This window comes from Streptomyces pseudovenezuelae, assembly GCF_001513955.1.
In the GTDB taxonomy this organism is placed as follows: domain Bacteria; phylum Actinomycetota; class Actinomycetes; order Streptomycetales; family Streptomycetaceae; genus Streptomyces; species Streptomyces pseudovenezuelae.
The window spans coordinates 866,406-887,538 of record NZ_KQ948144.1 but is presented as its reverse complement, the minus strand read 5'-3'; the positions used below and the strand labels follow the sequence as shown (position 1 = coordinate 887,538).

The window sequence follows — 21,133 nt, the reverse complement described above, 5'->3', positions numbered from 1 at the left end:
ATCGTGCACCGATTACCTGGCGAGCGGTAGGTTTCGTGATCTTGCCGTTACATTCACGAGGGTGGCATGTCGTACGGTGACGCCATGAGCGCCAGGACCAGAAGCGGGGAACGCCGGGCCGAGATCGTCCGGGCGGCCCTGGAGGTCATCGCCGAGCGCGGCTACCGGGGCGCGAGCCTCGCCGCGGTGGCCGAGCGGGTCGGGCTGACCCAGCAGGGGCTGCTGCACCACTTCCCGACGAAGGACGCCCTGCTGGTCGCGGTGCTGGAGGAGCGGGACAAGTGGGACGCGGTGCCGAACGGCAGCTGGCGCGTCGACCTGCTCGCCTCGCTCGTCGAGTACAACGCGATGCGGCCCGCCATCATCCAGACCTTCTCGGCGCTGCTGGGCGAGAGCGTGACGGAGGGGCATCCGGCACGGGAGTACTTCACCGACCGCTACAGCCGGGTGCGCGCGTCGATGGCGACGGCCCTGCGCGCGGAGTACGGCGACCGCCTCCCGAACGGACTGAGCCCGGAACGCACCGCGCCGCTGCTGGTCGCGGTCATGGACGGCCTGCAGTACCAGTGGCTGCTGGATCCGGAGTCGGTCGACATGCCGGGCGCGTTCCGGGACTTCCTGCGGCTGCTGGGCGAGACGGTGGAGTGAGGGGCTGCCTCACCTGCCTGCCGGCACCGCCGCCACGACTTCGATCTCGATCCGCGCCTCGGGCCGGAAGAGCCGGGACACCTCGAAGGTCATGCTGGTGGGCGGGGTGCCGGTGAGGAACTCCCGCCGTACGGCGCCGTACTGCTCCAGTTCGGAGATGTCCGTGAGGCAGGTGCGGATGTTGATGACGTCGGCCAGGCTCGCGCCGTGCGCCGCCAGCAGCGCGGTGAGGGTCTCGAAGACGCCCCGGGACTGCTCGGCGAGCGTGGCACCCTCGGCGATCTGGCCGGAGACGAACAACAGGGCCCCGCCGTCGGCCTGTTCGACGCGGGCGACCTGGGAGTAGTAGGGGCTCAGGGGCTGCGGCGCGCCGGCGGGGTTGTCCAGGGTGATCTGCATGTCCTCGACGCTAGATCCGCCCTTGCGATGCGACCAGCGAATGTCCAGCATGGCTGCCATGCCGAGCCCGCATCGCACGGATCTGCCGCCCGATCTCGCCACCGTCTGGCTGCGGGTGTTCCTGGAGGTCGCCCGGCACGAGTCGTTCACCGTGGCCGCGCGCACCCTGGGCTGGACGCAGTCGGCCGTGTCCCGGCAGATCGCCTCGCTGGAGGGGGCGTTGGGCGGGTCGCAGCTGTTCGACCGGCTGCCGAGGGGGGTCCGGCTGACGGAGGCGGGGCGGGTGCTGGTGCCGTACGCGGAGACCGTGACCGGGGCACTGCACGGGGCTGTGCGCGAGCTGGCGGCGCTGCGTGAACCGGCGGGCGGGCGGCTGCGGTTCGGGGCGTTCCCCACGGCGGACGCGGCCCTGGTCCCGCACGCCCTCGGCGCCTTCCGTGCCCGCAGTCCGGGCGTGCGGGTCTCCCGCGAGGAGGGGCTCACGCCGTCGTTGCTGGACCGGCTCACCGGCGGGCGGCTGGATCTCGCGGTCGTCTCCACGACCGGCGGGGCGCCGCTGTCGGCGTACGAACTCAGCCATCTGCTCGACGAGTCGCTGTACGTCGCCGTCCCGGCCGGGCATCCGCTGGTCGGTGAGGGCGGCGGGCCGGTGCGGCTCGGGCGGCTCGCGGACGCCGACTGGATCGCCGGGAGCCCACGACCCGAGGGGACGCTTCTCGACGCGGCCCTGCGGCAGGGCTTCCGGCCGCGGATCGCGCATGTCGTCGGCGAGTGGACCGCCAAGCAGGGATACGTCGCCGCCGGGCTCGGGGTGACGCTGGTCCCGGCGCTCGCCGCGCAGTCCGTGCGGCCGGACGTCGTGCTGCTGCCGGTGCTCGACGAGGGGGCTCCGGCGCGGGCGGTGTACGCGGCGACGCCCCGGGGGCGGTCGGCCTCGCCGGCCGTGGCGGCGTTCGTGGGGGCGCTGCGGGAGGCGGCGGGACGGATTCCGCGCCCTTCGCCCCCCATGGCGTAGACCACTTCCCGCACGCGATACTGCCGTCGTCCGGCACCACTCGCGCCCCACAGCGACGGAAGGACCTGAACTCCCTTGACATCCCTACGTGTTCGGATCGGCATCCTCGGACTGGCCCTGCTGGCGGGGCCGGTGGCCCCCGCCGGCCCGGCGGCGGCCGCGACCGCGCCCTCGCCCACGGTGGAGGAGCGACGGCTCGACCATGCCGTGCCGCGGGAGATCCTCGAACGGTCCGGATTCGACACCGTGCCGCCGCGCCTGCACCGGGCGCTAGGGTCGGCGCGTTCCTACCCGCAGGCGCGCAAGGCCGTCGCACGGCAGGGGTCCGCGCTGTGGAAGCGGGCCGTGGACCGGGCGCAGGGGCGGGGGCCGGCCGGTGGGGATCTGAGCCGGGACGACGACCGGCCCCTGTACTGGGCGCGGTTGGCGTTGACGCGTGAAGTGCGGACCTGGGAGCCGTCGTTCGGGCTGTCGGACGGGCAACGCGCTGCCCTGCTGGACGAGTTGGAGCGGACCTCGCGGGGGCAGGCCGCGGTGCGGTATCCGGCCGGCGAGCGGCTGAAGCGGGTGCTCGTCACCGGGTTCGATCCGTTCACGCTGGACCGGGACATACGGATCTCGAATCCGTCCGGGGCGAGTGCGCTCGCGCTCGACGGGACGGTGATCGAGACGGCGGACGGGCCGGCGCGGGTGGAGACCGTCGTGTTCCCGGTCCGCTGGCAGGACTTCACGGACCGGACCGTGGAGCGGGCGCTGCGGCCGTATCTGAAGCGGGTGGATCTCTTCACCACCGTGAGCCAGGGACGGGTGGGGCGCTTCGACGTCGAGCGGACCAACGGCGCCTGGCGGGGCGGGTTCGCGGACAACGACAACATCGGGGTGACGGGCACGGTCCCGGTGACCGATCCGGGCTCGCAGCCGCAGTGGACGACCACGACGCTGCCGTACAAGGCGATCGTGGACGCGGACACCGGGCGCTTTCCCGTCTACGACCACACGAGCGTGACCGAGATCCCCGCGGGCGGGACGCAGCCCGTCGTCCGCCCGGACGGGCCGACCCCGGGGTCCACCGCGAGGGCGGGCGGCGGCGGGGACTACCTGTCCAACGAGATCGCGTACCGGGCCACGCTGCTGCGGGACCGGCTGGGGCTGCACGACGTACTGCCGGGCGGCCATGTGCACACACCTGTGCTGGAGTTCGGGGCGGGCAACACGGATCCGGCGACGGGGGCGGTGACCGATCCGGGGTTCGTGCGCAACCGGCTGGACATCATCGCGCAGGTGCGGGCGATCGTGGCGGTGGCGGCGGGGTCGTAGGGCATTCGGGGCGGGTGGGGGCCGACTCGGGTGTCCCGCCCCCGCCGTCCGTCGTCTCAGCCCCCGAGCCCACCGGACACGGTCCGCTCGTCGGCTTCGTCGGCGTCATCGGTGTCATCGGACTCGTCGTCCCCGTCCCATGTCTCCTCCCCGAGCAGTTCCCGGGCCATCAGCGTCGCCCCCGCCACCGCGCCCGGCATCAGGAACACCGCGACGAAGGGGACCAGGAAGGACAGGCCGAGCGGGGTGCCGAAGCCCCAGATGAGGGTTTTGCGGGCACGGAGGAGCCTCAGGCGGGTCCGGAGGTCGACGCCCCGCCGCTGGAGGGCCACCGCGGTGAGCTCCTCCGTGAGGAAGAAACCGGTCACGAAGAAGCCGATCACGGGGATCACGGTCTGGCCGACGAGGGGGACGAAGCCCAGGGCGAAGAGCAGGACCGCCCACAGGGCGGCCCGGATCACGATGCGCAGGCTGTCCCTCGCCGAGATCCACAGCTCGCGCCAGAGCGGCAGACCGGACTCGGGGGCCGTGCCGTCCGGGGAGACGTCCCGGTCGACCTTCTCGGAGAGGTTCTCGTAGAAGGGCTGGCCGATGAGGAGGGTGACCGCCGTGAAGGTCACCACCGCGAGGAGGAGCGCCAACGCGAACAGGACCACGGTGAGGAAGCCCCGGAACAGTCCCCGCCACGGGCTCGACCAGTCGTCGGAGAAGGGTGTCGCCCAGGACACCGCGTCTCCGCCCCAGTTCGCCAGGGCCGCCAGCGCCGCCCCGTACAGCACCAGGGTGATCAGGCCCGGGATCAGTCCGAAGCCGTACTGCTTGCCGTGCCGGGCCACCCACCGCTGGCCCTTCAGGAGATAGTGGAAGCCCGCCCCGAGATCACGCATGTCCCGCACCCTATCGGGTGCCCCTCGGGCCGCGGACAGGGCCGCGTCCCCGGTCCGGACACCCGAGTTGCGCCATCCGGGGCATCCGCGCCACGAACTCCCTCTTGTTGCGGTTGAGTCGAACAGGTACATCTCGCCGTACCGATCTCAGGAAGCCCGGAGGAGGTACGCGTGCCCACCACGAGAACCGTTCCTGCGCGACCCGTCCTGCTCATCGCCCTCACCAGCGCACTGCTGCTCGCCCCGAACAGCGCGACCGCGGACCCCGAGCCCCCCACCCGCGAGAGCGCCCGGGACCAGGGTCCGGCCCGGGCCCCGGAGAGCGCCGCCCGGCGGTCGCTCACCGCCCCGGCCACGAGCTTCACCGACACCACCCGCGGCTATCCCCGTGAGCAGGTCCTCACCCCCGACCCCGCGAACCCGGCCGACCGGTCCCTCAAGCTGGGGCTCGTCCCGTACCACGCGATCGCGACCAGGCTGAACGCCCTGCAGCGGCTGGGCGACCGGGTGAGCGTCGAGGTCGCCGGGCGTTCGGCGGGCGGGCACCGGCTCTATCTCGTCACCGTCACCGCCCCGGAGACCACCGCCCGGACCCGGGCCCAGGAGCGGATGCGCGAGCTCATCGAGAACGCGCCCGCGACCGCCGCCAAGTCCCGCGAGATCAAGACGGGTTACAAGACGCCGGTCTTCTTCAACAGCAACATCCACGGCAACGAGTGGGAGGGCACGGACGCCTCCCTGGAGATCATCGAGCGGCTGGCGACGGCTCAGGACGCGCGCACGAAGGACCTGCTCGCCCACTCCCGGCTGTATTTCAACGTCACCGCCAACCCCGACGGCCGGATCGCCGGAACCCGGGCGAACGCCAACGGCTTCGACCTGAACCGGGACTTCGTGACCGCCTCGCAGCCCGAGACGCGGGCGATGCGGCAGATCGAGATCGACAAGCAGCCGGCCGTCATGCTCGACCTGCACGGTTACGTCAACGGCACGCTCATCGAGCCCACCACTCCCCCGCACGGCGAGAACTACGAGTACGACCTCTTCCTCAAGAACACCTACGCCAACGCGCTCGGCATGGAGGCCGCCGTCGACGGCCTCGGCTACACGCCCGCGAAGGACGGTGTCGAGCCCGCGCAGATCCCCTTCCGGGACCAGGAGGAGGGCTGGGACGACTGGCCGCCGATCTTCACCCCGCAGTACGCGGCCTTCCACGGCGCGGTCGCCGCGCACACGGTCGAGATCCCGCTGGCCGTCAACAACTCCCTCTACGACAGCCTGCCCGTCGCGGAGCTGCGACGCCGGTCCACGGTCAACACGGCCGTCGCGGGGGCGGCCGTCACGGCGACGCTCGACTTCGTGCGGGAGAAGCGAACAGCGCTGATCGCCGACCAGATCGAGGTCTTCCGGCGCGGGGCCGCGGGGGCCGCTCAGGTGCCGGTGTCGGAGGAGACCGTCCCCGGGGTGCCGGGCATCGGTCCCGAGGACGTGTACACCACCGACTTCCCCCGCGCGTACGTGATGGCGCCGGGCTCGACGGCCACCGCCCGTCTCGTCGGCCATCTCCTCGCCAACGACGTGCGGGTCACGCGCGCGAGCCGTGACCTCCGGCTCGGCGGACGGACGTACCCGAAGGGCTCGTACGTCGTCGACATGCGCCAGCCGAAGCGGGGCCTGGCGAACGCGCTGCTCGCGGACGGCCGGGACATCAGCGACAAGGTCTCGGTGATGTACGACATCTCGGGCTGGAGCCTGGGACGGCTGTGGGGCGCCCGGGTCACACCCGTGACCTCCGGGAGCCTGGCCGGCGCGCCCCTGACGCCCGTCCGGGCCGCGGCGCGGGTCGGTCACGTCGCCCCGCGCGGCGACCTGCGGCTGCGGCTGACCGATCCGCAGGAGATCGCCGCTCTCAACTCACTGCTGCGGCAAGGGGTTTCGGTACGCCGGGCTCCTGACGGCAGTGCGATCGTGCCCGCCTCGGCACGGGCCCTGGCCACCGAGGCCGCTCGCACCCACGACGTGGTCCTCGAAGCGACGGGACTCAAAGGCACGGCCGCACTGCGCCGCACCCGCGTGGCCGCCGCCGTCACCCCCGGCGAGCTGTTCGCGCTGCGGGAGATGGGCTTCGAGGTCACCCCCGTCTCGACGGCCGTCCTGAACGCCGGCTTCGACTGGTCGTCGGTGGACGTGCTGTTCGTGTCGGCGGGGCTGGACCGCGACGCCCTCACCAGCAGGGCCCGTGCGGCCCTGGACTCCTTCCTGGCCGCCGGGCACGGACTCGTCGGGCGCGGGCTCACCGGGGCCCAACTGAGCGCGGACTCGGGGCTGCTGGCCGTGAAGCCGGTGGCGGGCAACGGGGACGCCAACGGCGTGGTGCGCGTGGTGAACTCGGGTCCGGTGACGGCCGGGGCCCCGGATCACGGGTTCGTCTACGCACCGGTGTGGTTCACCGACCTCGGGCCCGGGGTGCGGGTCGAGCAGTCGTACGCCGCTCGGAACCCGCTGGTCGCCGGGCACTGGCGGCCCCTGCCGGACGGTGCGGGCGGTCCCGCCGCCGCGGCCGGACAGGCCGCGGTCGTCAGTGGCCCGCGAGCCGTCCTGTTCGGCACCGAGCCGCTCTTCCGGGATCACCCGAAGGGGGAGTTCACCCAGGTCGGGCGGGCATTGTTCACCATGTCAGCGAGCAGCGGCTGAAGTTGAGGAGAGCGGATGACGCAGGAGATCCACGGCACCGTCGCGGACGGCTTCGAGGCGGTGCGCGAGGAGTTCGCCGCTTTCGTGGCGGGCGAACGGCCCGACTACGAGGGGCAGTTGAGTGCGTACGTGCACGGCAGACGGGTCGTCGACCTGTGGGCCGGCGAGGGTGGCGGACCGGACTCCCTCTACGGCGTGTTCTCGTCGACCAAGGGGGCCGCGCATCTGGTGGTGGCGCTCCTCGTCCAGGAGGGCACGCTGGAACTGGACCGCAAAGTGACCTACTACTGGCCGGAGTTCGCCGCCGAGGGCAAGGGGCAGCTGACCCTGCGGGACCTGCTGGCGCACCGGGCCGGAGTGGTCGGGCTGGATGCCGGGTTCACCGCACAGGAGCTGTCGGACGACCGGGCGGTGGCGGAACGGCTCGCGGACCAGAAGCCGTTCTGGCGCCCCGGCACGGCCTTCGGCTACCACGCGCTCGTGATCGGCGCGCTCACCGGCGAGATCGTACGGCGGGCGACGGGCCGGACGCTTCAGGAGGTGTACGAGGAGCGGATCCGGGCGCCGTACGGGCTGGACTTCTATCTGGGGCTCCCCGAGGCCCTGGAACCCCGTTACCGCTCGGTGCAGCCGATGATGCCGACGGCCACGCAGCAGGCCCTGCTGGACGCGACGCCGACGGGTCCGCACACGCTGGCCGCGATCGCCTTCAACCAGCAGGTGCCGGACCCGGGTGACCTGGTGGGTTACGCCAACTCCCGTGCCGTGCGCGCGAAAGGGCCGGCCTCCGCGGGTGGGGTGGCGGCCGCGCGGGGCCTGGCCGGGATGTACGCGGCGGCGATCAGTGAAGCGGCCGACCGGCCGCCCCTGCTGAAGCCGGACACGATCGCGGACGTGGGCCAGATCCAGTCGGTCGGCTACGACCTGGTGGCCCGCGCCCACAAGTCCTACGGTCTGGGCTTCCAGGCCACGGCCGACATGTGGCATCCGTTCCTGGGCGCCGGTTCCTTCGGCCACAGCGGCGCGGGCGGCTCCCAGGCCTTCGCCGACCCGCGCAGCGGCCTCGCCTACGGCTACACGCGCCGCCGGATGGCGTTCCCGGGAGGGGCGGCGCCGGAGAACGAGCGGTTCGTGAGGGCGGTGCACCGGGCGGCTCTGGCCGTGTGAGCCGTACGAACACAGGAGCGGAGGCGGCACCCCACGTCCAGGGATGCCGCCTCCGCCCGGTACGACCAACGAGCTCCGTCAGGCGAGCGTCACGGAGATGTTCCCGCGGGTCGCCTTCGAGTACGGGCAGACCTGGTGGGCCTTCTCAAGGAGGGCCCGGGCGGTCTGCGGGTCGGCGTTCGGGATCGTCGCCGAGATCTCGACGATCAGGCCGAAGCCGTCGGCGTTCTTTCCTATGCCCACCTTCGCGGTGACCGTCGAGCCGGAGATGTCGGCCTGCTCCTGGCGGGCGACGACACCGAGAGCGCCCTGGAAGCAGGCGCTGTACCCGGCGGCGAAGAGCTGTTCCGGGTTGGTGCCCTGACCGTTGCCGCCCATCTCCTTGGGCGGGTTGACGACCACGTCGAGCCTGCCGTCGTCGGTGGCGACCCGGCCGTCGCGACCGTTCTCGGCGGTGGCGACGGCGGTGTACAGGACGTCGGACTGCTGGATTTCCGGCATGCGGGTGTCTTCCTCCTCGGTCCACCGCGACTCGCGCCCACGATCGACGGCGGGATTCGGAAAGAAGTTACCGCATGACGGAAACCCCTTGGAAGACGTCAGAGCTTGACGATCATCTTTCCGGTGTTGTCGCCGCGCAGGACCCCGAGGAACGCCTCCAGGTTGTTCTCGATGCCCTCGACGACCGTCTCGCGGTACTTCAGCTGCCCGGACGCCACCCACGGGCCGACCTCGGCGACGAACTCCGGCTGGAGGTCGTAGTGGTCGCCGACCAGGAAGCCCTCGATCCGGCCGCGGGTCTGGATCAGACGGGCGAGGTTGCGCGGGCCGGGGGCGGCCTCGGTGTTGTTGTAGACCGAGATCATGCCGCAGACCGCGATCCGGCCGCCCTGGTTGAGGGAGCCGATGGCGGCCTCCAGGTGGTCACCGCCGACGTTGTCGAAGTAGACGTCGACACCGTCCGGGGCGGCCTCCCGCAGCTGGTCGCTGACCTTGCCGTTCTTGTAGTTGAAGGCCGCGTCGAAGCCGTACTCCTCGACGAGCAGCTTGACCTTCTCGTCGGAGCCGGCCGAGCCGATGACCCGGGAGGCGCCCTTGAGCTTGGCGATCTGGCCGACCTGGCTGCCGACGGCACCCGCGGCGCCGGAGACGAAGACCGAGTCGCCCTCCTTGAAGGAGGCGGTGCGCAGGAGGCCGGCGTAGGCGGTGAGTCCGGTCATGCCGAGGACGCCGAGGTATGTCGACAGCGGGGCCGCGTCGGCGTCCACCTTGACGGCGTGCTTCGCGTCCATCACCGCGTACTCGCGCCAGCCGAAGAAGTGCAGGACGTGGTCGCCGACGGAGATGCCCTCGGCCTCGGAGGCGATGACCTCGCCGACCGCGCCGCCCTGCATGACCTTGCCGAGCTCGAAGGGCGCGGCGTACGACTTCGCGGCGCTCATCCGGCCGCGCATGTACGGGTCGACGGAGACGTAGGTGTTGCGGACCAGTACCTGGCCCGCGGCGGGGGTCGGGACCTCGGCTTCGACCAGGGCGAAGTCCTCGGGCTTGGGCCAGCCGACCGGGCGGGAGACGAGGTGCCATTCGCGGTTGATCATGATGCCTGCGACCTTTCCATTTACTTCAGTGCCTTAAACAACCATGCTCCTGAATATTTCAGGTTGTCAAGTAAAGGGGTACCCTGGAGCGCATGCCCACTCCTCAGAAGACCCGGCCCGACGCGCTGACCATGGAAGTGGTGGAGCTCATCGGGGACGTGGTGGCGCGCTTCTACTCGGACTACGAGGACGCGGCCGCGGAGCACGCCCTCACCGGGGCGCAGGCACGGCTGTTGAGTCTGCTGTCCCTTGAGCCGCTGCCCATGCGCAAACTGGCCCAGAAACTGAAGTGCGAGCCGTCGAACGTCACCGGGATAGTGGACCGGCTGGAGGCCCGCGCGCTGGTGGAGCGGCGCCCCGACCCCGCGGACCGGCGGGTCAAGGTGGCGGCGGCGACGGAGGCGGGGCTGCAGGTGGCCCGGGAGCTGCGGGAGGGCCTGCGGTTCGCGCGAGAGCCGCTGGCGGGGCTGTCCCAGGGGGAGCGGGAGTCACTGCGGGACCTGCTGCGGCGGATGCGGGACGCGTAGCGCTCCGCCACGAGGGCCGCCCGCCTCACCGGAGCGAACGCCTCAGCTGCACCACCACAGGAACTGCGTGCAGGTTCTTGACGGAGAGGGCTCCGGGGTCGGGGATGCCGAGGTCGGTGCGGTCGTGGGGGTGCTCGCGCCGGTCGGGGTCGCCGGGGTCGGCGTCGTGGCCGACTGGGGAGTCCTGGTGACCTTGCCCTTGTCCGCGTCCTCGGTCTTCGACGCGGAAGGGGACGGGGACCTGGAGGGGTCGGCGGAGGTCGACGGAACGGTTCCGCTCGGGTCCGGCACCGGCTTCGCCGATGCGCTCGGTGTCGTTGCGGCGCCGTCCTCGGTCGCGTCGTCGCCGGCCGCGGCCGGCTTGGGGGAGCTGCCTGGCGCGTCCATGCCGAGTTCCGCGAGACTGAGGCCGCCCGCCGCGAGGACGAAGCCGGCGGCTATCAGGAGGGTTCTGCGACGGCGGCGACGGTGGGCCGCGGCCTTGCGGTCACGTCGGCTCGCGCCCGCCGTGGGGTCGTCGAAGTCGTCCGGATCGTCATCGTCGTGGTCGTCACGGCCGTCGCCGCCACCGCCCCGGCCGTCGTCGCCGTCTCCCCCGTCTCCGGAGCCCGCGGAGTCGCCGGAGCCCGCGGGGTCGTCGTAACCGTGGACGTCGTCCTGCCCCTGCACCGAGTCACCGCTCCCCGCGACCTCGGCCTCCGCCGCTCCGCGCTGTTCGGGTACGCCCGTGTACGGGACGACCTCGTGGCCGTCGTACGGGACACCCCCGCCGGAGTACATGGCATACGCCTCGGGAACGCCCCCGGCGTACCCGCCCGTGCCGACCGGCACCGGCGTCGGCGGCGCCTGCTGTGGCTGGTACTGAGCCTGCGCGGGGACGTACGACTGGGCCGCGTACGCGTCCAGTTGCTCGGCGAAGGTGCCGCACCCCGGGCATGCGAGGGCGCCGTTGAGGTGCCGTCGGCACGGGTGGCAGTAGTCCATGACGCGGGAAGAATAAGTTCCGCTCGGCGGGCGGACCTAGGGATTCTCGTGAAGGTTCGGTGCGGAACTGGCGATTCACGTCAGCGCAGTTGAGGTCAAGGTGCACCATTCCGCACCATCTCCCTCCCGACGCACCGGAGCGGTCGCTCCCGCGGGACACGTGGGAGCGACCGCTCCGGTGCGGGTCAGGTCTTCTTGCGGGTCGTCATGGCGCGCTGGATCAGGATGAACGCGCACAGCAGCACACCGGTGGCGATCTTCGTCCACCAGGAGCTCAGCGTGCCCTCGAACTGGATGATGCTCTTGATCAGGCCCAGGACGAGGACGCCGAAGAGGGTGCCCAGGACGTAGCCGGAGCCGCCCGTCAGCAGCGTGCCGCCGATCACGACCGCGGCGATCGCGTCGAGTTCCATGCCGGTGGCGTGCAGCGGGTCACCGGACTGGATGTACAGGGTGAAGAGCAGTCCGGCCAGCGCCGAGCAGAAGCCGCTCACCGTGTACACGGCGATCTTGGTGCCGCCCTGCGGCAGGCCCATCAGCAGGGCCGACTGCTCGTTGCCGCCGATGGCGTACACCCGCCGTCCGAAGCGCGTGTAGTGCAGGACGTAGAAGGCCACGGCGAGGACGACGAGCGAGACGATGGCGCCGACCGACAGGAAGCCCACCCCCAGGGACGCCTGCGCCTGCGCCATGCTGCTCACCGTGGAGTCGCCGATGGAGATCGACTCCTTGCTGATGACCAGGCACAGGCCCCGGAAGAGGAAGAGTCCCGCGAGGGTCACGATGAAGGGCTGGATCTCGAAGTTGTGGATCACATAGCCCATCAGGAAGCCGCCGAAGGCACCCACACCGAGCGCGATGGGGATGACGACCAGGACGGGCAGGCCCTGCTTCTCCACCAGCCACGCGGTGAGCATGGTCGTGAAGCCGATCACCGAGCCCACCGACAGGTCGATGCCGCCGGAGAGGATCACGAAGGTGGCGCCCACGGCGGCGACCAGCAGGTAGCCGTTGTCGATGAACAGGTTGAGGAAGACCTGCGGTTCACCGAAACCGTAGTTCGCGTAGCGGCTCAGGCCCGCCGCGTACATCACGAGGAACAGCGTGGCGGTCACCAGGACGGGCAGGCGCCGGTCGCCGAGCAGCCGCGTGGCCCTGGACGGCGTACGACCGCTGTCGGTGGCCGTGGGGGTCTGGGTGGCCGTGCTCATCACGACACCTCCATCTTGGGGGCCGTCGCGGTCGAAGGGGTGGTGTCCGTCGGGGTGGCGGACGGCTTGCCGCCGCCCTTCGCGCCGAACCTGGCGCCGAAGACCTTCGCGCGGAACTTCGGGGACTGCAGCAGGCAGACGACGATGACGACGGCGGCCTTGAAGACCAGGTTGGTCTGGGTCGGTACGCCGATGGTGTAGATCGTGGTGGTCAGGGTCTGGATGACCAGGGCGCCCACCACCGTGCCGCCGATCGAGAACCGGCCGCCGAGAAGCGACGTACCGCCGATGACGACGGCCAGGATCGCGTCCAGCTCGATCCACAGTCCCGCGTTGTTGCCGTCCGCCGCCGAGGTGTTGGAGCTGATCATCAGGCCCGCGATGCCGGCGCACAGCGCGCAGAACACGTACACCATGATCTTGATACGGCGGGAGCGGATGCCGACCAGACGGCTGGCCTCGGCGTTGCCGCCGACCGCCTCGACGAGGAGGCCGAGGGCGGTCCTGCGGGTGAGGGCGACCGTGACGGCGACGACCGCCGCGACCACGAAGATGGAGAAGGGCAGGGTCAGCCAGTAGCCGCCGCCGATCAGCTTGTACGGCTCGCTGTTGATGGTGATGATCTGGCCGTCGGTGATCAGCTGGGCCACACCGCGGCCCGCGACCATGATGATCAGCGTGGCGATGATGGGCTGGATGCCCATCCGGGCGACCAGGAAGCCGTTCCACAGGCCGCAGACCACCGCCGCCACCAGGCCGATGCCCATCGCCAGAAAGACTCCGGCGAGGGCGCCCTGGTCCGACTGGTCGCTGATGTACGAGCAGGTCAGGGCGCCGGTGATGGCGACGACCGCGCCGACGGAGAGGTCGATGCCGCCGGTCGCGATGACCAGGGTCATGCCGACCGCCACCAGGATCAGCGGCGAGCCGAACAGCACGATCGAGACGAGGCTGCCGTAGAGGTGGCCGTCCGTCATCTTGATCGCGAAGAAGTCGGGGGTGAAGGGAACGTTGATCAGCAGCAGGAGGACCAGCACGGCCACCGGCCAGAACAGGTGGTGCTGCGTCAGCGCTCGCCATCGGGGAGTGGTGGTCACTGGTGCTCTCCGCTCGCGATGGTCTCCAGGATCCGGGTGGGCGTGATCTCGGGCCCGTTGGCGATCCGGGCGACCAGCTTGCGGTCGCGCAGCACGCCGATGGTGTGGCTGAGCCGGAGCACCTCCTCCAACTCGGCCGCGATGTACAGCACGGACATGCCTTCCTCGGAGAGCGAGACGACGAGCTTCTGGATCTCCGCCTTCGCGCCGACGTCGATGCCGCGCGTCGGCTCGTCGAGGATCAGCAGCTTCGGCTGGGTGATCAACCAGCGGGCCAGGAGGACCTTCTGCTGGTTGCCGCCGCTCAACTGGCCCACCCGGGCCTCCGGGTTGGCGGGGCGGATGTCGAGGGCCTTGATGTACTTGGCGACGAGTTCGTCGCGCTGCGCGGCCGGGATGGGCCGGGTCCAGCCGCGGGCCGCCTGGAGGGCGAGGATGATGTTCTCCCGTACCGTGAGGTCGGGGACCAGGCCCTCGGTCTTGCGGTTCTCCGAGCAGAAGGCGACGCCCGCGCCGATGGCGTCGTTCGGGGCGCTCATCGAGACCTGTTTGCCGTCGATGGTGACCTTGCCGCTGTCGGGCTGGTCGGCGCCGAAGAGCAGCCGGGCGAGTTCGGTGCGGCCGGAGCCGAGGAGACCGGCGAGGCCGACGACCTCGCCCTTGTTGACCTCCAGGTCGAAGGGGTCGATGCCGCCCTTCCTGCCGAGACCGTCCGCCCGCACCAGCGGCTCGCCGACCTCGGCGTGCAACTGGTGCTCGTGGAGCCCCTCCAGCTGGTCCATGGCCTTGCCGATCATGAGCTGGATCAGGCCGACCTGGTCCAGGTCGCTGACCATGTGCTCGCCGACGAGGGCGCCGTTGCGCAGGACGGTCATGCGGTCGCAGATCTCGTAGATCTGGTCGAGGAAGTGCGAGACGAACAGGATCGCCACGCCCTCGTCCCTCAACTGCCGCATCAGACGGAACAGTTCGAGGACCTCGTCGCGGTCGAGGCTGGAGGTCGGCTCGTCGAGGACCAGCACCTTGGTGCCCGCTCCGGCGCCGTCGCTGTCGCCGGTGCCCACCGACCGTACGATCGCGACCAGTTGCTGCACGGCCAGCGGGTACGAGGACAGCGGCGCGGTGACGTCGATGTCGAGGCCGAGGCGGTCGACCAGCTCGGCGGCCTCCTTGCGCATCTGCTTCCACTGGATGCGGCCGAAGCGGGTCGGTTCACGGCCGATGAAGATGTTCTCCGCCACCGAGAGGTTGGGGCAGAGGTTCACCTCCTGGTAGACGGTGCTGATGCCGGCCTGCTGCGCCTGGAGCGGGCTGGCGATGCGCACGGACTTCCCGTCGAGGGTGACGGTTCCGCCGTCCAGCGAGTAGACGCCGGTCAGCACCTTGATCAGGGTGGACTTACCGGCGCCGTTCTCGCCCATCAGGGCGTGGATCTCACCGGGGAAGAGCCGGAAGTCGACACCCGACAGAGCCCGTACCCCCGGAAACTCCTTGACTATGCCCGTCATTTCCAGGACGGGCCGCGGCTCTGCCATGGCAGCGCTCCTCTTGGATCTCGGATCTGGTTCAGGCCCGCGGGGAGCCCCGTCTGAGGGAGCTCCCCGCTGATGAACGCGGTCGGTCAGTACTTGCGGGTGGGGAGGGCGGCGGCGGCCTGGTCCTGCATGAAGTCGCCCTCCTTGGTCTTGATCCAGCGCTCGACCGGCTTGCCGTCCTTGACCTTCTGGACGACCTCCATCAGCTGGGGGCCGAGCAGCGGGTTGCACTCGACGATGGCGTTGATCTTGCCCTCGGACATGGCCACGAAGCCGTCCTTCACGCCGTCGATCGAGACGATCAGGATGTCCTTGCCGGGCTTCTTGCCGGCCGCCTCGATGGACTGGATGGCGCCGATGGCCATGTCGTCGTTGTGCGCGAAGAGGACGTTGACGTCCGGGTTGGACTGGAGGAAGGCGGCCATGACCTGCTTGCCGCCGGCCCGGGTGAAGTCACCGGTCTGGCTGACGACGATCTTCCAGTCGTCCGCGTGGTCGGCGTCCATGACCTCCTTGAAGCCCTTGGCGCGCTCGATGGCGGGGGCGGCACCGGTGGTGCCCTCCAGCTGGGCGATCTTCACCTGGCCCTTGAGGCCGGCCTTCGCGATGACCTTTTCGAGGATCTTGCCGGCGCGGCGGCCCTCCTCAGTGAAGTCGGAGCCGACCAGGGTGACGTACAGGGACTCGTCGGAGGTCTCGACGGAGCGGTCGGTGAGGACCACCGGGATCTTCTTGGCCTTGGCCTCCTTGAGCACCGCGTCCCAGCCGGTGACGACCACCGGCGAGAAGGCGATGACGTCCACACCCTGGGTGATGTAGCTGCGGATCGCGGAGATCTGGTTCTCCTGCTTCTGCTGCGCGTCGGAGAACTTGAGCGTGTAGCCCGCCTCCTTGGCCGCGGCCTTCACGGAGTCGGTGTTGGCGCTGCGCCAGCCGCTCTCCGAGCCGACCTGGGAGAAGCCGAGGACGAGCGCCTTGCTGCCGCCGGAGCCGGAGCCGGAGGAGCCGTCGTCCTCCTTGGCGCAGGCCGCCAGGCCCGTCGCGGCCGCCACGCCGACCGCCGCGGTGAGGAAGTTCCTTCTGCTGAGCATGTTCTTCTCCTTTGAAGAGCCGGTCCGGGGCCGGACCACTGGTGCTCGATGGGACCGGCCGCACTGCGTCCAGCCTGTCGATCATCGTTCGAAATATCGGCCATGCAGGGATGAAAGTCGATCGGTCGGCGCCGTCGGCGCCGGGTCAGCCGGGAGCGGTGCCTGGTTGCGGGAGGTACGGGAAGGTGCTGGCGCGGACCACGAGTTGGGGCTCGACGGCGATCCGGGACGACTCGTCGGGGGTGCGGCCCTCGATGAGGTCGAGGAGGAGGCCGATGCTCCGCTTGCCCACCGTCGCGAAGTCCTGCCGGACGGTGGTGAGCGGCGGAGCGAAGAACTCCGACTCCGGGATGTCGTCGAAGCCGACCACCGCTACGTCCTCGGGGGTGCGCACCCCCGCCTCCCGCAGCGCCCGCAACACCCCCAGTGCCATCTGGTCGTTGGCGACGAAGACGGCGGTGAGACCGCGGCCCACCCAGCCGGCCAGTTCCTGGCCCGCACGGTAGCCCGACAGCGGGCTCCAGTCACCCCCCAGCGGCAACGGCGGTGCGACACCCGCCTCTTCGAGGGTCGCCCGCCAGCCGTCGGCCCGGTCCGCGGCCTCCTGCCAGTCCTCGGGTCCGGCGAGATGCCAGACCGTGCGGTGGCCGGAGGCCAGCAGATGGCCGGTGGCCAGCCGGGCGCCCGCGTGCTGGTCCACGTTGACGCTGGGGATCTCCACACCGGAGCCGGTCCCCACGGCCACCACCGGAAAGGGCCGGCGGAGTTCGGTGAGGGCCTCGACGGCGGAGCGCTGCGGGGCGAGGGCGATCACTCCCTCCACCCCGCCCTCACTGAGGTGGTCCAGCGCCTCGGCCACCGTCTCCACCGTCAGCCTGCGCAGACCGACCGTCGAGACCACGTACCCTTCGGCGCGCGCCGCCTCCTCCAGCGCGAACAGCGTGCTGGCGGGCCCGTAGAGCGTGGTGTCGGAGGCGACGACCCCGAGGGTGCGGGTTCGCCGGGTGACCAGGGCACGGGCGGAGGAGTTGCGGCGGTAGCCCATCTCCTCGATCGCGCGCTGCACCCGGATCCGGGTCTCGTCCCGCACGTTGGGGTGGTCCCCCAGCACCCGGGACACGGTCTGGTGGGACACCCCGGCCAGGCGGGCCACGTCGGCCATGGTGGGCGGCCGGTGTGTCGAGTTCGTCTGCAAGTGGCCCACGGCTGCACCTCCTTGGCGATCGTCTGCGGACACGTCCCTCGGTTTGGAGCGTTGTTGCTTCGCCATCGGCTTCACGACCGGCGTCGGGAGAGCCACAAGGCGCAAAACGGAAAGCCAAGTTGGGGCATTGCCGACAGGACGCTCACACCTCCTCAGGATGTCGCCTGGTGACGACCGGCGAATGCGGACGTCATTGTGAGCGCTAACAATCAACGGGGGTCAAGAGGGCTGCACAAAGGGGGCCGTCACGGTTGGATAACGCGACGGACAAAGGGTGACAGGGGTGTCGCCCGGCGATGTGGGAACGGATGATGGCCGTCCAAGACACCGTCAGGGTTCTTCGTCCGGACCATTGACACCCCGACCCGGTCATCCTTAATGTCGCGACAGCATTTCGAACACGTGACGAAATCTCGAACAATCCACAGAGGACCTAGGGAGCACCGTGCGCATCACGGGAATCAGCACGCACGTAGTCGGGACGCCGTGGCGGAACCTGACCTACGTCCAGGTGCACACCGACGAGGGGCTCACCGGCGTCGGCGAGACCCGCATGCTGGGCCACACCGACGCCCTGCTCGGCTATCTGCGGGAGGCCGAGACCAACCACATTCTCGGTTCCGACCCGTTCGCTGTCGAGGACCTCGTCAAGAGGATGAAGTACGGCGACTACGGCCGGGCCGGCGAGATCGTCATGTCCGGTATCGCCGTCATCGAGATGGCCTGCTGGGACATCAAGGGCAAGGCCCTCGGCGTCCCCGTCTGGCAGCTGCTCGGCGGCAAGGTCACCGACAAGGTCAAGGCGTACGCCAACGGCTGGTACACCACCGAGCGCACACCCGAGGCGTACCACAAGGCCGCTCAGGGGGTCATGGAGCGCGGGTACAAGGCGCTGAAGATCGACCCCTTCGGCACCGGCCACTTCGAGCTGGACCACGAGCAGAGCCTGTACGCCGTCTCGCTCATCGAGGCCGTCCGCGACGCCATCGGCCCGGACGCCGAGCTGATGCTGGAGATGCACGGCCGCTTCTCCCCCGCCACCGCCGTGCGGCTCGCGAAGGACCTCGCGCCCTTCAAGCCCGCGTGGCTGGAGGAGCCCTGCCCGCCGGAGAACCTGAAGGCGCTGGAGAAGGTCGCCGCCAAGGTCGACATCCCGGTCGCCACCGGTGAGCGCATCCACGACCGGATCGAGTTCCGCGAGCTCTTCGAGAGCCAGGCCGTGGACATCATCCAGCCCGACGTCGGCCACATCGGCGGCATCTGGGAGACCCGCAAGCTGGCCGCGACCGCCGAGACGCACTACGTGCTGGTGGCCCCGCACAACGTGGGCGGCCCGGTGCTGACCGCCGCCTCGCTGCAGGTCGGCTTCACGTCCCCGAACTTCAAGATCCTGGAGCACTTCAACGACTTCGCGGACGCGGAGATCAAGAAGGTCGTCAAGGGGGCGCCCGAGGTCGTGGACGGCTACTTCCACCTCTCCGACGCGCCGGGTCTCGGTGTCGAGCTGGACGTGGACGCGGCGGCCGAGTTCCCGCAGCAGCAGGCTCGTTTCGATCTGTGGGCCGAGGGCTGGGAGCAGCGCAAGCCCAAGGGCACCAAGTGAGCACGCAGGTCGTCATCGAGGGGCCCGGCGAGCACCGTCTCGACGCGCACGCCCCTCGTGAGCCCGCGGCCGGCGAGGCGCTGGTGCGCGTGCACGCCGTCGGCATCTGCGGCAGCGACCGCGAGGTGTACCAGGGCAACCGGCCCGAGGGGTACGTCCGTTACCCGCTCACGCCGGGCCACGAGTGGTCCGGGACGGTGGAGGCGGTCGGGGCCGGGGTGCCCACGACGCTCGTCGGCCGCAAGGTCGTCGGCGAGGGCTTCCGCAACTGCCAGGTCTGCGACCGCTGCCACGCGGGCGAGACGACGCTGTGCACCTCCGGGTACGAGGAGACGGGGTTCACCCAGCCGGGCGCGATGGCCGGCACGCTCACGCTGCCCGCGCGCCTTCTCCATGCCCTGCCGGACGACGCGGACCTGACCGCCGCGGCCCTGCTGGAGCCGGCCGCCTGCATCGCGGCCGCCGCGATCAAGGCGAACGCCCTGCCCGGCGAGCGGGTGGCCGTGGTGGGGACCGGGACGCTCGGGATGTTCGCCGTTCAGTTCCTGAAGGCGAACTCCCCCGCCGAGCTGCTCGTGGTGGGGACCCGCCCCGACCGGGCGGAGCTTTCGAAAGCTTTCGGTGCCACGGACTTCCGCACCAGGTCCCAGGAGCTCCCCGACGACTTCGACGTCGTCATCGAGACCGCCGGGTCCGCGTCCGCCGCGACCACCGCCGCCTCCCTGCTCCGGCGCGGCGGGCGACTGGTCCTGACGGGCATCCCGGCGCCGGGCGCCGAGGGCCTGGACCCGACGGACCTGGTCGTACGGCAGCTGGAGGTGCACACCGTGTTCGGGGCACCGCCGGACGCCTGGGCGCACACCGTGCGGGTCTTCGGGGCCGGGTTGCTCGACCCGCTGCCGCTGGTCACGCACGAGCTGCCGCTCGACCGGTTCCCGGAGGCGATCGAGCTGGTCGGGTCCGGTGATCCGAAGGTGGGCAAGGTACTGCTCCGCCCCTAGACGTACGCCGGTACGGGGGGACCTGACCACTCCGTACCGGCGTACCCCAAGCCCCGCACGACTTAGGCCGCGAACCTTGTCCGAAATACCGAACCCGAAGGACACCTTGTGACGACCGACGCTTCCGCCACGGCGGCCCGACGGCCCGGAGAGCAGGCGCTCAACGCGCTCGGCCTGGGTGCGCCCGCCCTCGACCCCTCCGACGCATCCCCGCACACCTTCCCCGGCGGCGGCAAGTGGCGCACCGAGATCCCCTCGTGCGAGGGCCCCGAAGCGCTGGCCGTCGTCCTGAAGGAAGCCTCACGGCTCGATGTGCCGATCCACCGGATCAGCCAGGGCAGCGGTGTGTGGATGCTGACCGACGCCGAGATCACCGAGATGGTCGACGCGACGAACGAACGCGACATCGAGCTCTGCCTGTTCACCGGCCCGCGCGGCACCTGGGACATCGGCGGCTCCGTCCGCAGCGACTCGCGCGGCGGGGGCCTGAGAGCCCGCGGCCACGACGCGGTCGCCGGTTGTGTCGAAGACGCCGTCCGGGCAACGGAGTTGGGTGTCCAGTGCCTGCTCGTCGCCGACGAGGGCGTGCTGTGGACGCTGCACCGGGCGCGCGCCGCGGGCATCATCCCGGCCGACACCACCCTGAAGCTGAGCGCGCTCGTGGGTCCGGTCAACCCGGCCGCGTTCGCGGTCTACGAGAACCTGGGCGCCGACTCCCTCAACGTGCCCAGCGATCTGACGCTCGATCACCTCACCGAGATCCGGCGGGTGTCGGCCGCTCCGATGGACATGTACATCGAGGCGCCCGACGATCTCGGCGGTTATGTGCGGATGTACGAGGTCGCCGAGCTGATCCGGCGCGGCGCACCGCTCTACCTGAAGTTCGGCCTCTCCAAGGCCCCGGGGATCTACCCGTACGGGCACCACCTGCGCGACCTCACCCTGAACACGGCCCGGGAACGGGTACGGCGGGGACGGCTCGCCCTGGACCTGCTCGCACGGCACGGAGCGGACGGCGACATGGCGCCGCTCGGTTCGCGACTGCCCGGGGCGCTGAAGCGTTTCGAAACACCCTCATAACGTTTCGGACCGAGTCCCTTCACAAAAGCAGACGCAGCCACACACAATCCCACACGCCCCTTCCTCGGTCAGAGC

At 70.7% G+C, this 21,133-nt stretch carries 19 protein-coding genes; 9 read left to right on the top strand and 10 right to left on the bottom strand.

Annotated elements, in window-relative coordinates; genetic code table 11:
* The first annotated feature begins 66 nt into the window (after nucleotides 1–66).
* Nucleotides 67–648 carry a TetR/AcrR family transcriptional regulator gene (locus AQI94_RS03805; protein WP_031055996.1) on the top strand — a complete coding sequence of 194 codons (582 nt, stop codon included), beginning with the start codon at nucleotides 67–69 and terminating at the stop codon, nucleotides 646–648.
* A gap of 9 nt (nucleotides 649–657) precedes the next feature.
* Here the strand turns inward: AQI94_RS03805 and AQI94_RS03800 are convergent, their stop codons facing one another.
* A complete protein-coding gene (locus tag AQI94_RS03800; RefSeq protein WP_031055997.1) occupies nucleotides 658–1,047 on the bottom strand; it encodes a RidA family protein in 390 nt (129 codons plus the stop codon).
* 58 nt (nucleotides 1,048–1,105) lie between these two features.
* Between AQI94_RS03800 and AQI94_RS03795 the strand changes: the two genes are divergently transcribed.
* The gene (locus AQI94_RS03795) at nucleotides 1,106–2,062 is read left to right on the top strand and encodes a LysR family transcriptional regulator (protein WP_051832756.1); all 957 of its coding nucleotides are present in this window, start codon (nucleotides 1,106–1,108) and stop codon (nucleotides 2,060–2,062) included.
* Between the two features lie 75 nt (nucleotides 2,063–2,137).
* The gene (locus tag AQI94_RS03790) at nucleotides 2,138–3,379 is read left to right on the top strand and encodes a C15 family peptidase (protein ID WP_031056011.1); all 1,242 of its coding nucleotides are present in this window, start codon (nucleotides 2,138–2,140) and stop codon (nucleotides 3,377–3,379) included.
* A 56-nt stretch (nucleotides 3,380–3,435) separates the two neighbouring features.
* Here AQI94_RS03790 and AQI94_RS03785 read toward each other — a convergent pair whose 3' ends face one another.
* Nucleotides 3,436–4,266 (bottom strand): EI24 domain-containing protein, encoded by an 831-nt coding sequence (locus AQI94_RS03785; RefSeq protein WP_031056014.1) that lies wholly within the window; start codon nucleotides 4,264–4,266, stop codon nucleotides 3,436–3,438.
* A gap of 171 nt (nucleotides 4,267–4,437) precedes the next feature.
* Here AQI94_RS03785 and AQI94_RS03780 point away from each other — a divergent pair, with 171 nt between their 5' ends.
* Nucleotides 4,438–6,960 carry a M14 family zinc carboxypeptidase gene (locus AQI94_RS03780; RefSeq protein ID WP_031056030.1) on the top strand — a complete coding sequence of 841 codons (2,523 nt, stop codon included), beginning with the start codon at nucleotides 4,438–4,440 and terminating at the stop codon, nucleotides 6,958–6,960.
* A 15-nt stretch (nucleotides 6,961–6,975) separates the two neighbouring features.
* On the top strand, nucleotides 6,976–8,127 hold the full coding sequence (locus AQI94_RS03775) for an EstA family serine hydrolase (RefSeq protein WP_031056033.1): 1,152 nt from the start codon (nucleotides 6,976–6,978) through the stop codon (nucleotides 8,125–8,127).
* A 78-nt stretch (nucleotides 8,128–8,205) separates the two neighbouring features.
* Here AQI94_RS03775 and AQI94_RS03770 read toward each other — a convergent pair whose 3' ends face one another.
* Both AQI94_RS03770 and AQI94_RS03765 read right to left on the bottom strand, forming a co-directional pair.
* Complete coding sequence (locus AQI94_RS03770) at nucleotides 8,206–8,628, bottom strand: organic hydroperoxide resistance protein (protein WP_031056035.1); 423 nt, start codon at nucleotides 8,626–8,628, stop codon at nucleotides 8,206–8,208.
* 98 nt (nucleotides 8,629–8,726) lie between these two features.
* The gene (locus AQI94_RS03765) at nucleotides 8,727–9,725 is read right to left on the bottom strand and encodes an NADP-dependent oxidoreductase (RefSeq protein WP_031056038.1); all 999 of its coding nucleotides are present in this window, start codon (nucleotides 9,723–9,725) and stop codon (nucleotides 8,727–8,729) included.
* 92 nt (nucleotides 9,726–9,817) lie between these two features.
* Between AQI94_RS03765 and AQI94_RS03760 the strand changes: the two genes are divergently transcribed.
* A complete protein-coding gene (locus tag AQI94_RS03760) occupies nucleotides 9,818–10,252 on the top strand; it encodes a MarR family winged helix-turn-helix transcriptional regulator (RefSeq protein ID WP_031056041.1) in 435 nt (144 codons plus the stop codon).
* Between the two features lie 42 nt (nucleotides 10,253–10,294).
* Here the strand turns inward: AQI94_RS03760 and AQI94_RS03755 are convergent, their stop codons facing one another.
* The 6 genes from AQI94_RS03755 to AQI94_RS03730 all read right to left on the bottom strand — a co-directional run bounded on the left by AQI94_RS03755 (nucleotide 10,295) and on the right by AQI94_RS03730 (nucleotide 17,332).
* Nucleotides 10,295–11,236 carry an SCO2400 family protein gene (locus AQI94_RS03755; RefSeq protein ID WP_031056044.1) on the bottom strand — a complete coding sequence of 314 codons (942 nt, stop codon included), beginning with the start codon at nucleotides 11,234–11,236 and terminating at the stop codon, nucleotides 10,295–10,297.
* A gap of 185 nt (nucleotides 11,237–11,421) precedes the next feature.
* Entirely contained in the window at nucleotides 11,422–12,447 is a 1,026-nt protein-coding gene (gene yjfF, locus AQI94_RS03750; RefSeq protein ID WP_031056047.1) for a galactofuranose ABC transporter, permease protein YjfF, read from the bottom strand.
* Entirely contained in the window at nucleotides 12,447–13,544 is a 1,098-nt protein-coding gene (locus tag AQI94_RS03745; RefSeq protein ID WP_031056051.1) for an ABC transporter permease, read from the bottom strand. Before AQI94_RS03745 ends, yjfF begins: the two co-directional genes overlap by 1 nt.
* Nucleotides 13,541–15,079 (bottom strand): sugar ABC transporter ATP-binding protein, encoded by a 1,539-nt coding sequence (locus AQI94_RS03740; protein ID WP_031056054.1) that lies wholly within the window; start codon nucleotides 15,077–15,079, stop codon nucleotides 13,541–13,543. Before AQI94_RS03740 ends, AQI94_RS03745 begins: the two co-directional genes overlap by 4 nt.
* Nucleotides 15,080–15,165: 86 nt before the next feature.
* Nucleotides 15,166–16,170 carry an ABC transporter substrate-binding protein gene (locus AQI94_RS03735; RefSeq protein ID WP_031056058.1) on the bottom strand — a complete coding sequence of 335 codons (1,005 nt, stop codon included), beginning with the start codon at nucleotides 16,168–16,170 and terminating at the stop codon, nucleotides 15,166–15,168.
* 145 nt (nucleotides 16,171–16,315) lie between these two features.
* Entirely contained in the window at nucleotides 16,316–17,332 is a 1,017-nt protein-coding gene (locus tag AQI94_RS03730; protein ID WP_051832758.1) for a LacI family DNA-binding transcriptional regulator, read from the bottom strand.
* Nucleotides 17,333–17,819: 487 nt separating this feature from the next.
* On the opposite strand from AQI94_RS03730, the gene AQI94_RS03725 reads away from it, so the two are divergent.
* The 3 genes from AQI94_RS03725 (at nucleotide 17,820) to AQI94_RS03715 (ending at nucleotide 21,058) form a co-directional block, all read left to right on the top strand.
* On the top strand, nucleotides 17,820–18,977 hold the full coding sequence (locus tag AQI94_RS03725) for a mandelate racemase/muconate lactonizing enzyme family protein (RefSeq protein ID WP_031056076.1): 1,158 nt from the start codon (nucleotides 17,820–17,822) through the stop codon (nucleotides 18,975–18,977).
* A complete protein-coding gene (locus AQI94_RS03720) occupies nucleotides 18,974–19,978 on the top strand; it encodes a zinc-dependent alcohol dehydrogenase (RefSeq protein WP_031056081.1) in 1,005 nt (334 codons plus the stop codon). Before AQI94_RS03725 ends, AQI94_RS03720 begins: the two co-directional genes overlap by 4 nt.
* Nucleotides 19,979–20,086: 108 nt before the next feature.
* Nucleotides 20,087–21,058, top strand: a complete 972-nt coding sequence (locus AQI94_RS03715) for a hypothetical protein (protein WP_031056084.1) — start codon at nucleotides 20,087–20,089, stop codon at nucleotides 21,056–21,058.
* Nucleotides 21,059–21,133 lie beyond the last annotated feature (75 nt).

Coding starts and splice junctions, on each gene's coding strand:
- AQI94_RS03805 (WP_031055996.1), top strand. CDS start 67: ATGTCGTACGGTGACGCCATGAGCGCCAGGACCAGAAGCGGGGAACGC.
- AQI94_RS03800 (WP_031055997.1), bottom strand. CDS start 1,047: ATGCAGATCACCCTGGACAACCCCGCCGGCGCGCCGCAGCCCCTGAGC.
- AQI94_RS03795 (WP_051832756.1), top strand. CDS start 1,106: ATGCCGAGCCCGCATCGCACGGATCTGCCGCCCGATCTCGCCACCGTC.
- AQI94_RS03785 (WP_031056014.1), bottom strand. CDS start 4,266: ATGCGTGATCTCGGGGCGGGCTTCCACTATCTCCTGAAGGGCCAGCGG.
- AQI94_RS03775 (WP_031056033.1), top strand. CDS start 6,976: ATGACGCAGGAGATCCACGGCACCGTCGCGGACGGCTTCGAGGCGGTG.
- AQI94_RS03770 (WP_031056035.1), bottom strand. CDS start 8,628: ATGCCGGAAATCCAGCAGTCCGACGTCCTGTACACCGCCGTCGCCACC.
- AQI94_RS03765 (WP_031056038.1), bottom strand. CDS start 9,725: ATGATCAACCGCGAATGGCACCTCGTCTCCCGCCCGGTCGGCTGGCCC.
- AQI94_RS03760 (WP_031056041.1), top strand. CDS start 9,818: ATGCCCACTCCTCAGAAGACCCGGCCCGACGCGCTGACCATGGAAGTG.
- AQI94_RS03755 (WP_031056044.1), bottom strand. CDS start 11,236: ATGGACTACTGCCACCCGTGCCGACGGCACCTCAACGGCGCCCTCGCA.
- yjfF (WP_031056047.1), bottom strand. CDS start 12,447: ATGAGCACGGCCACCCAGACCCCCACGGCCACCGACAGCGGTCGTACG.
- AQI94_RS03740 (WP_031056054.1), bottom strand. CDS start 15,079: ATGGCAGAGCCGCGGCCCGTCCTGGAAATGACGGGCATAGTCAAGGAG.
- AQI94_RS03735 (WP_031056058.1), bottom strand. CDS start 16,170: ATGCTCAGCAGAAGGAACTTCCTCACCGCGGCGGTCGGCGTGGCGGCC.
- AQI94_RS03730 (WP_051832758.1), bottom strand. CDS start 17,332: ATGGCCGACGTGGCCCGCCTGGCCGGGGTGTCCCACCAGACCGTGTCC.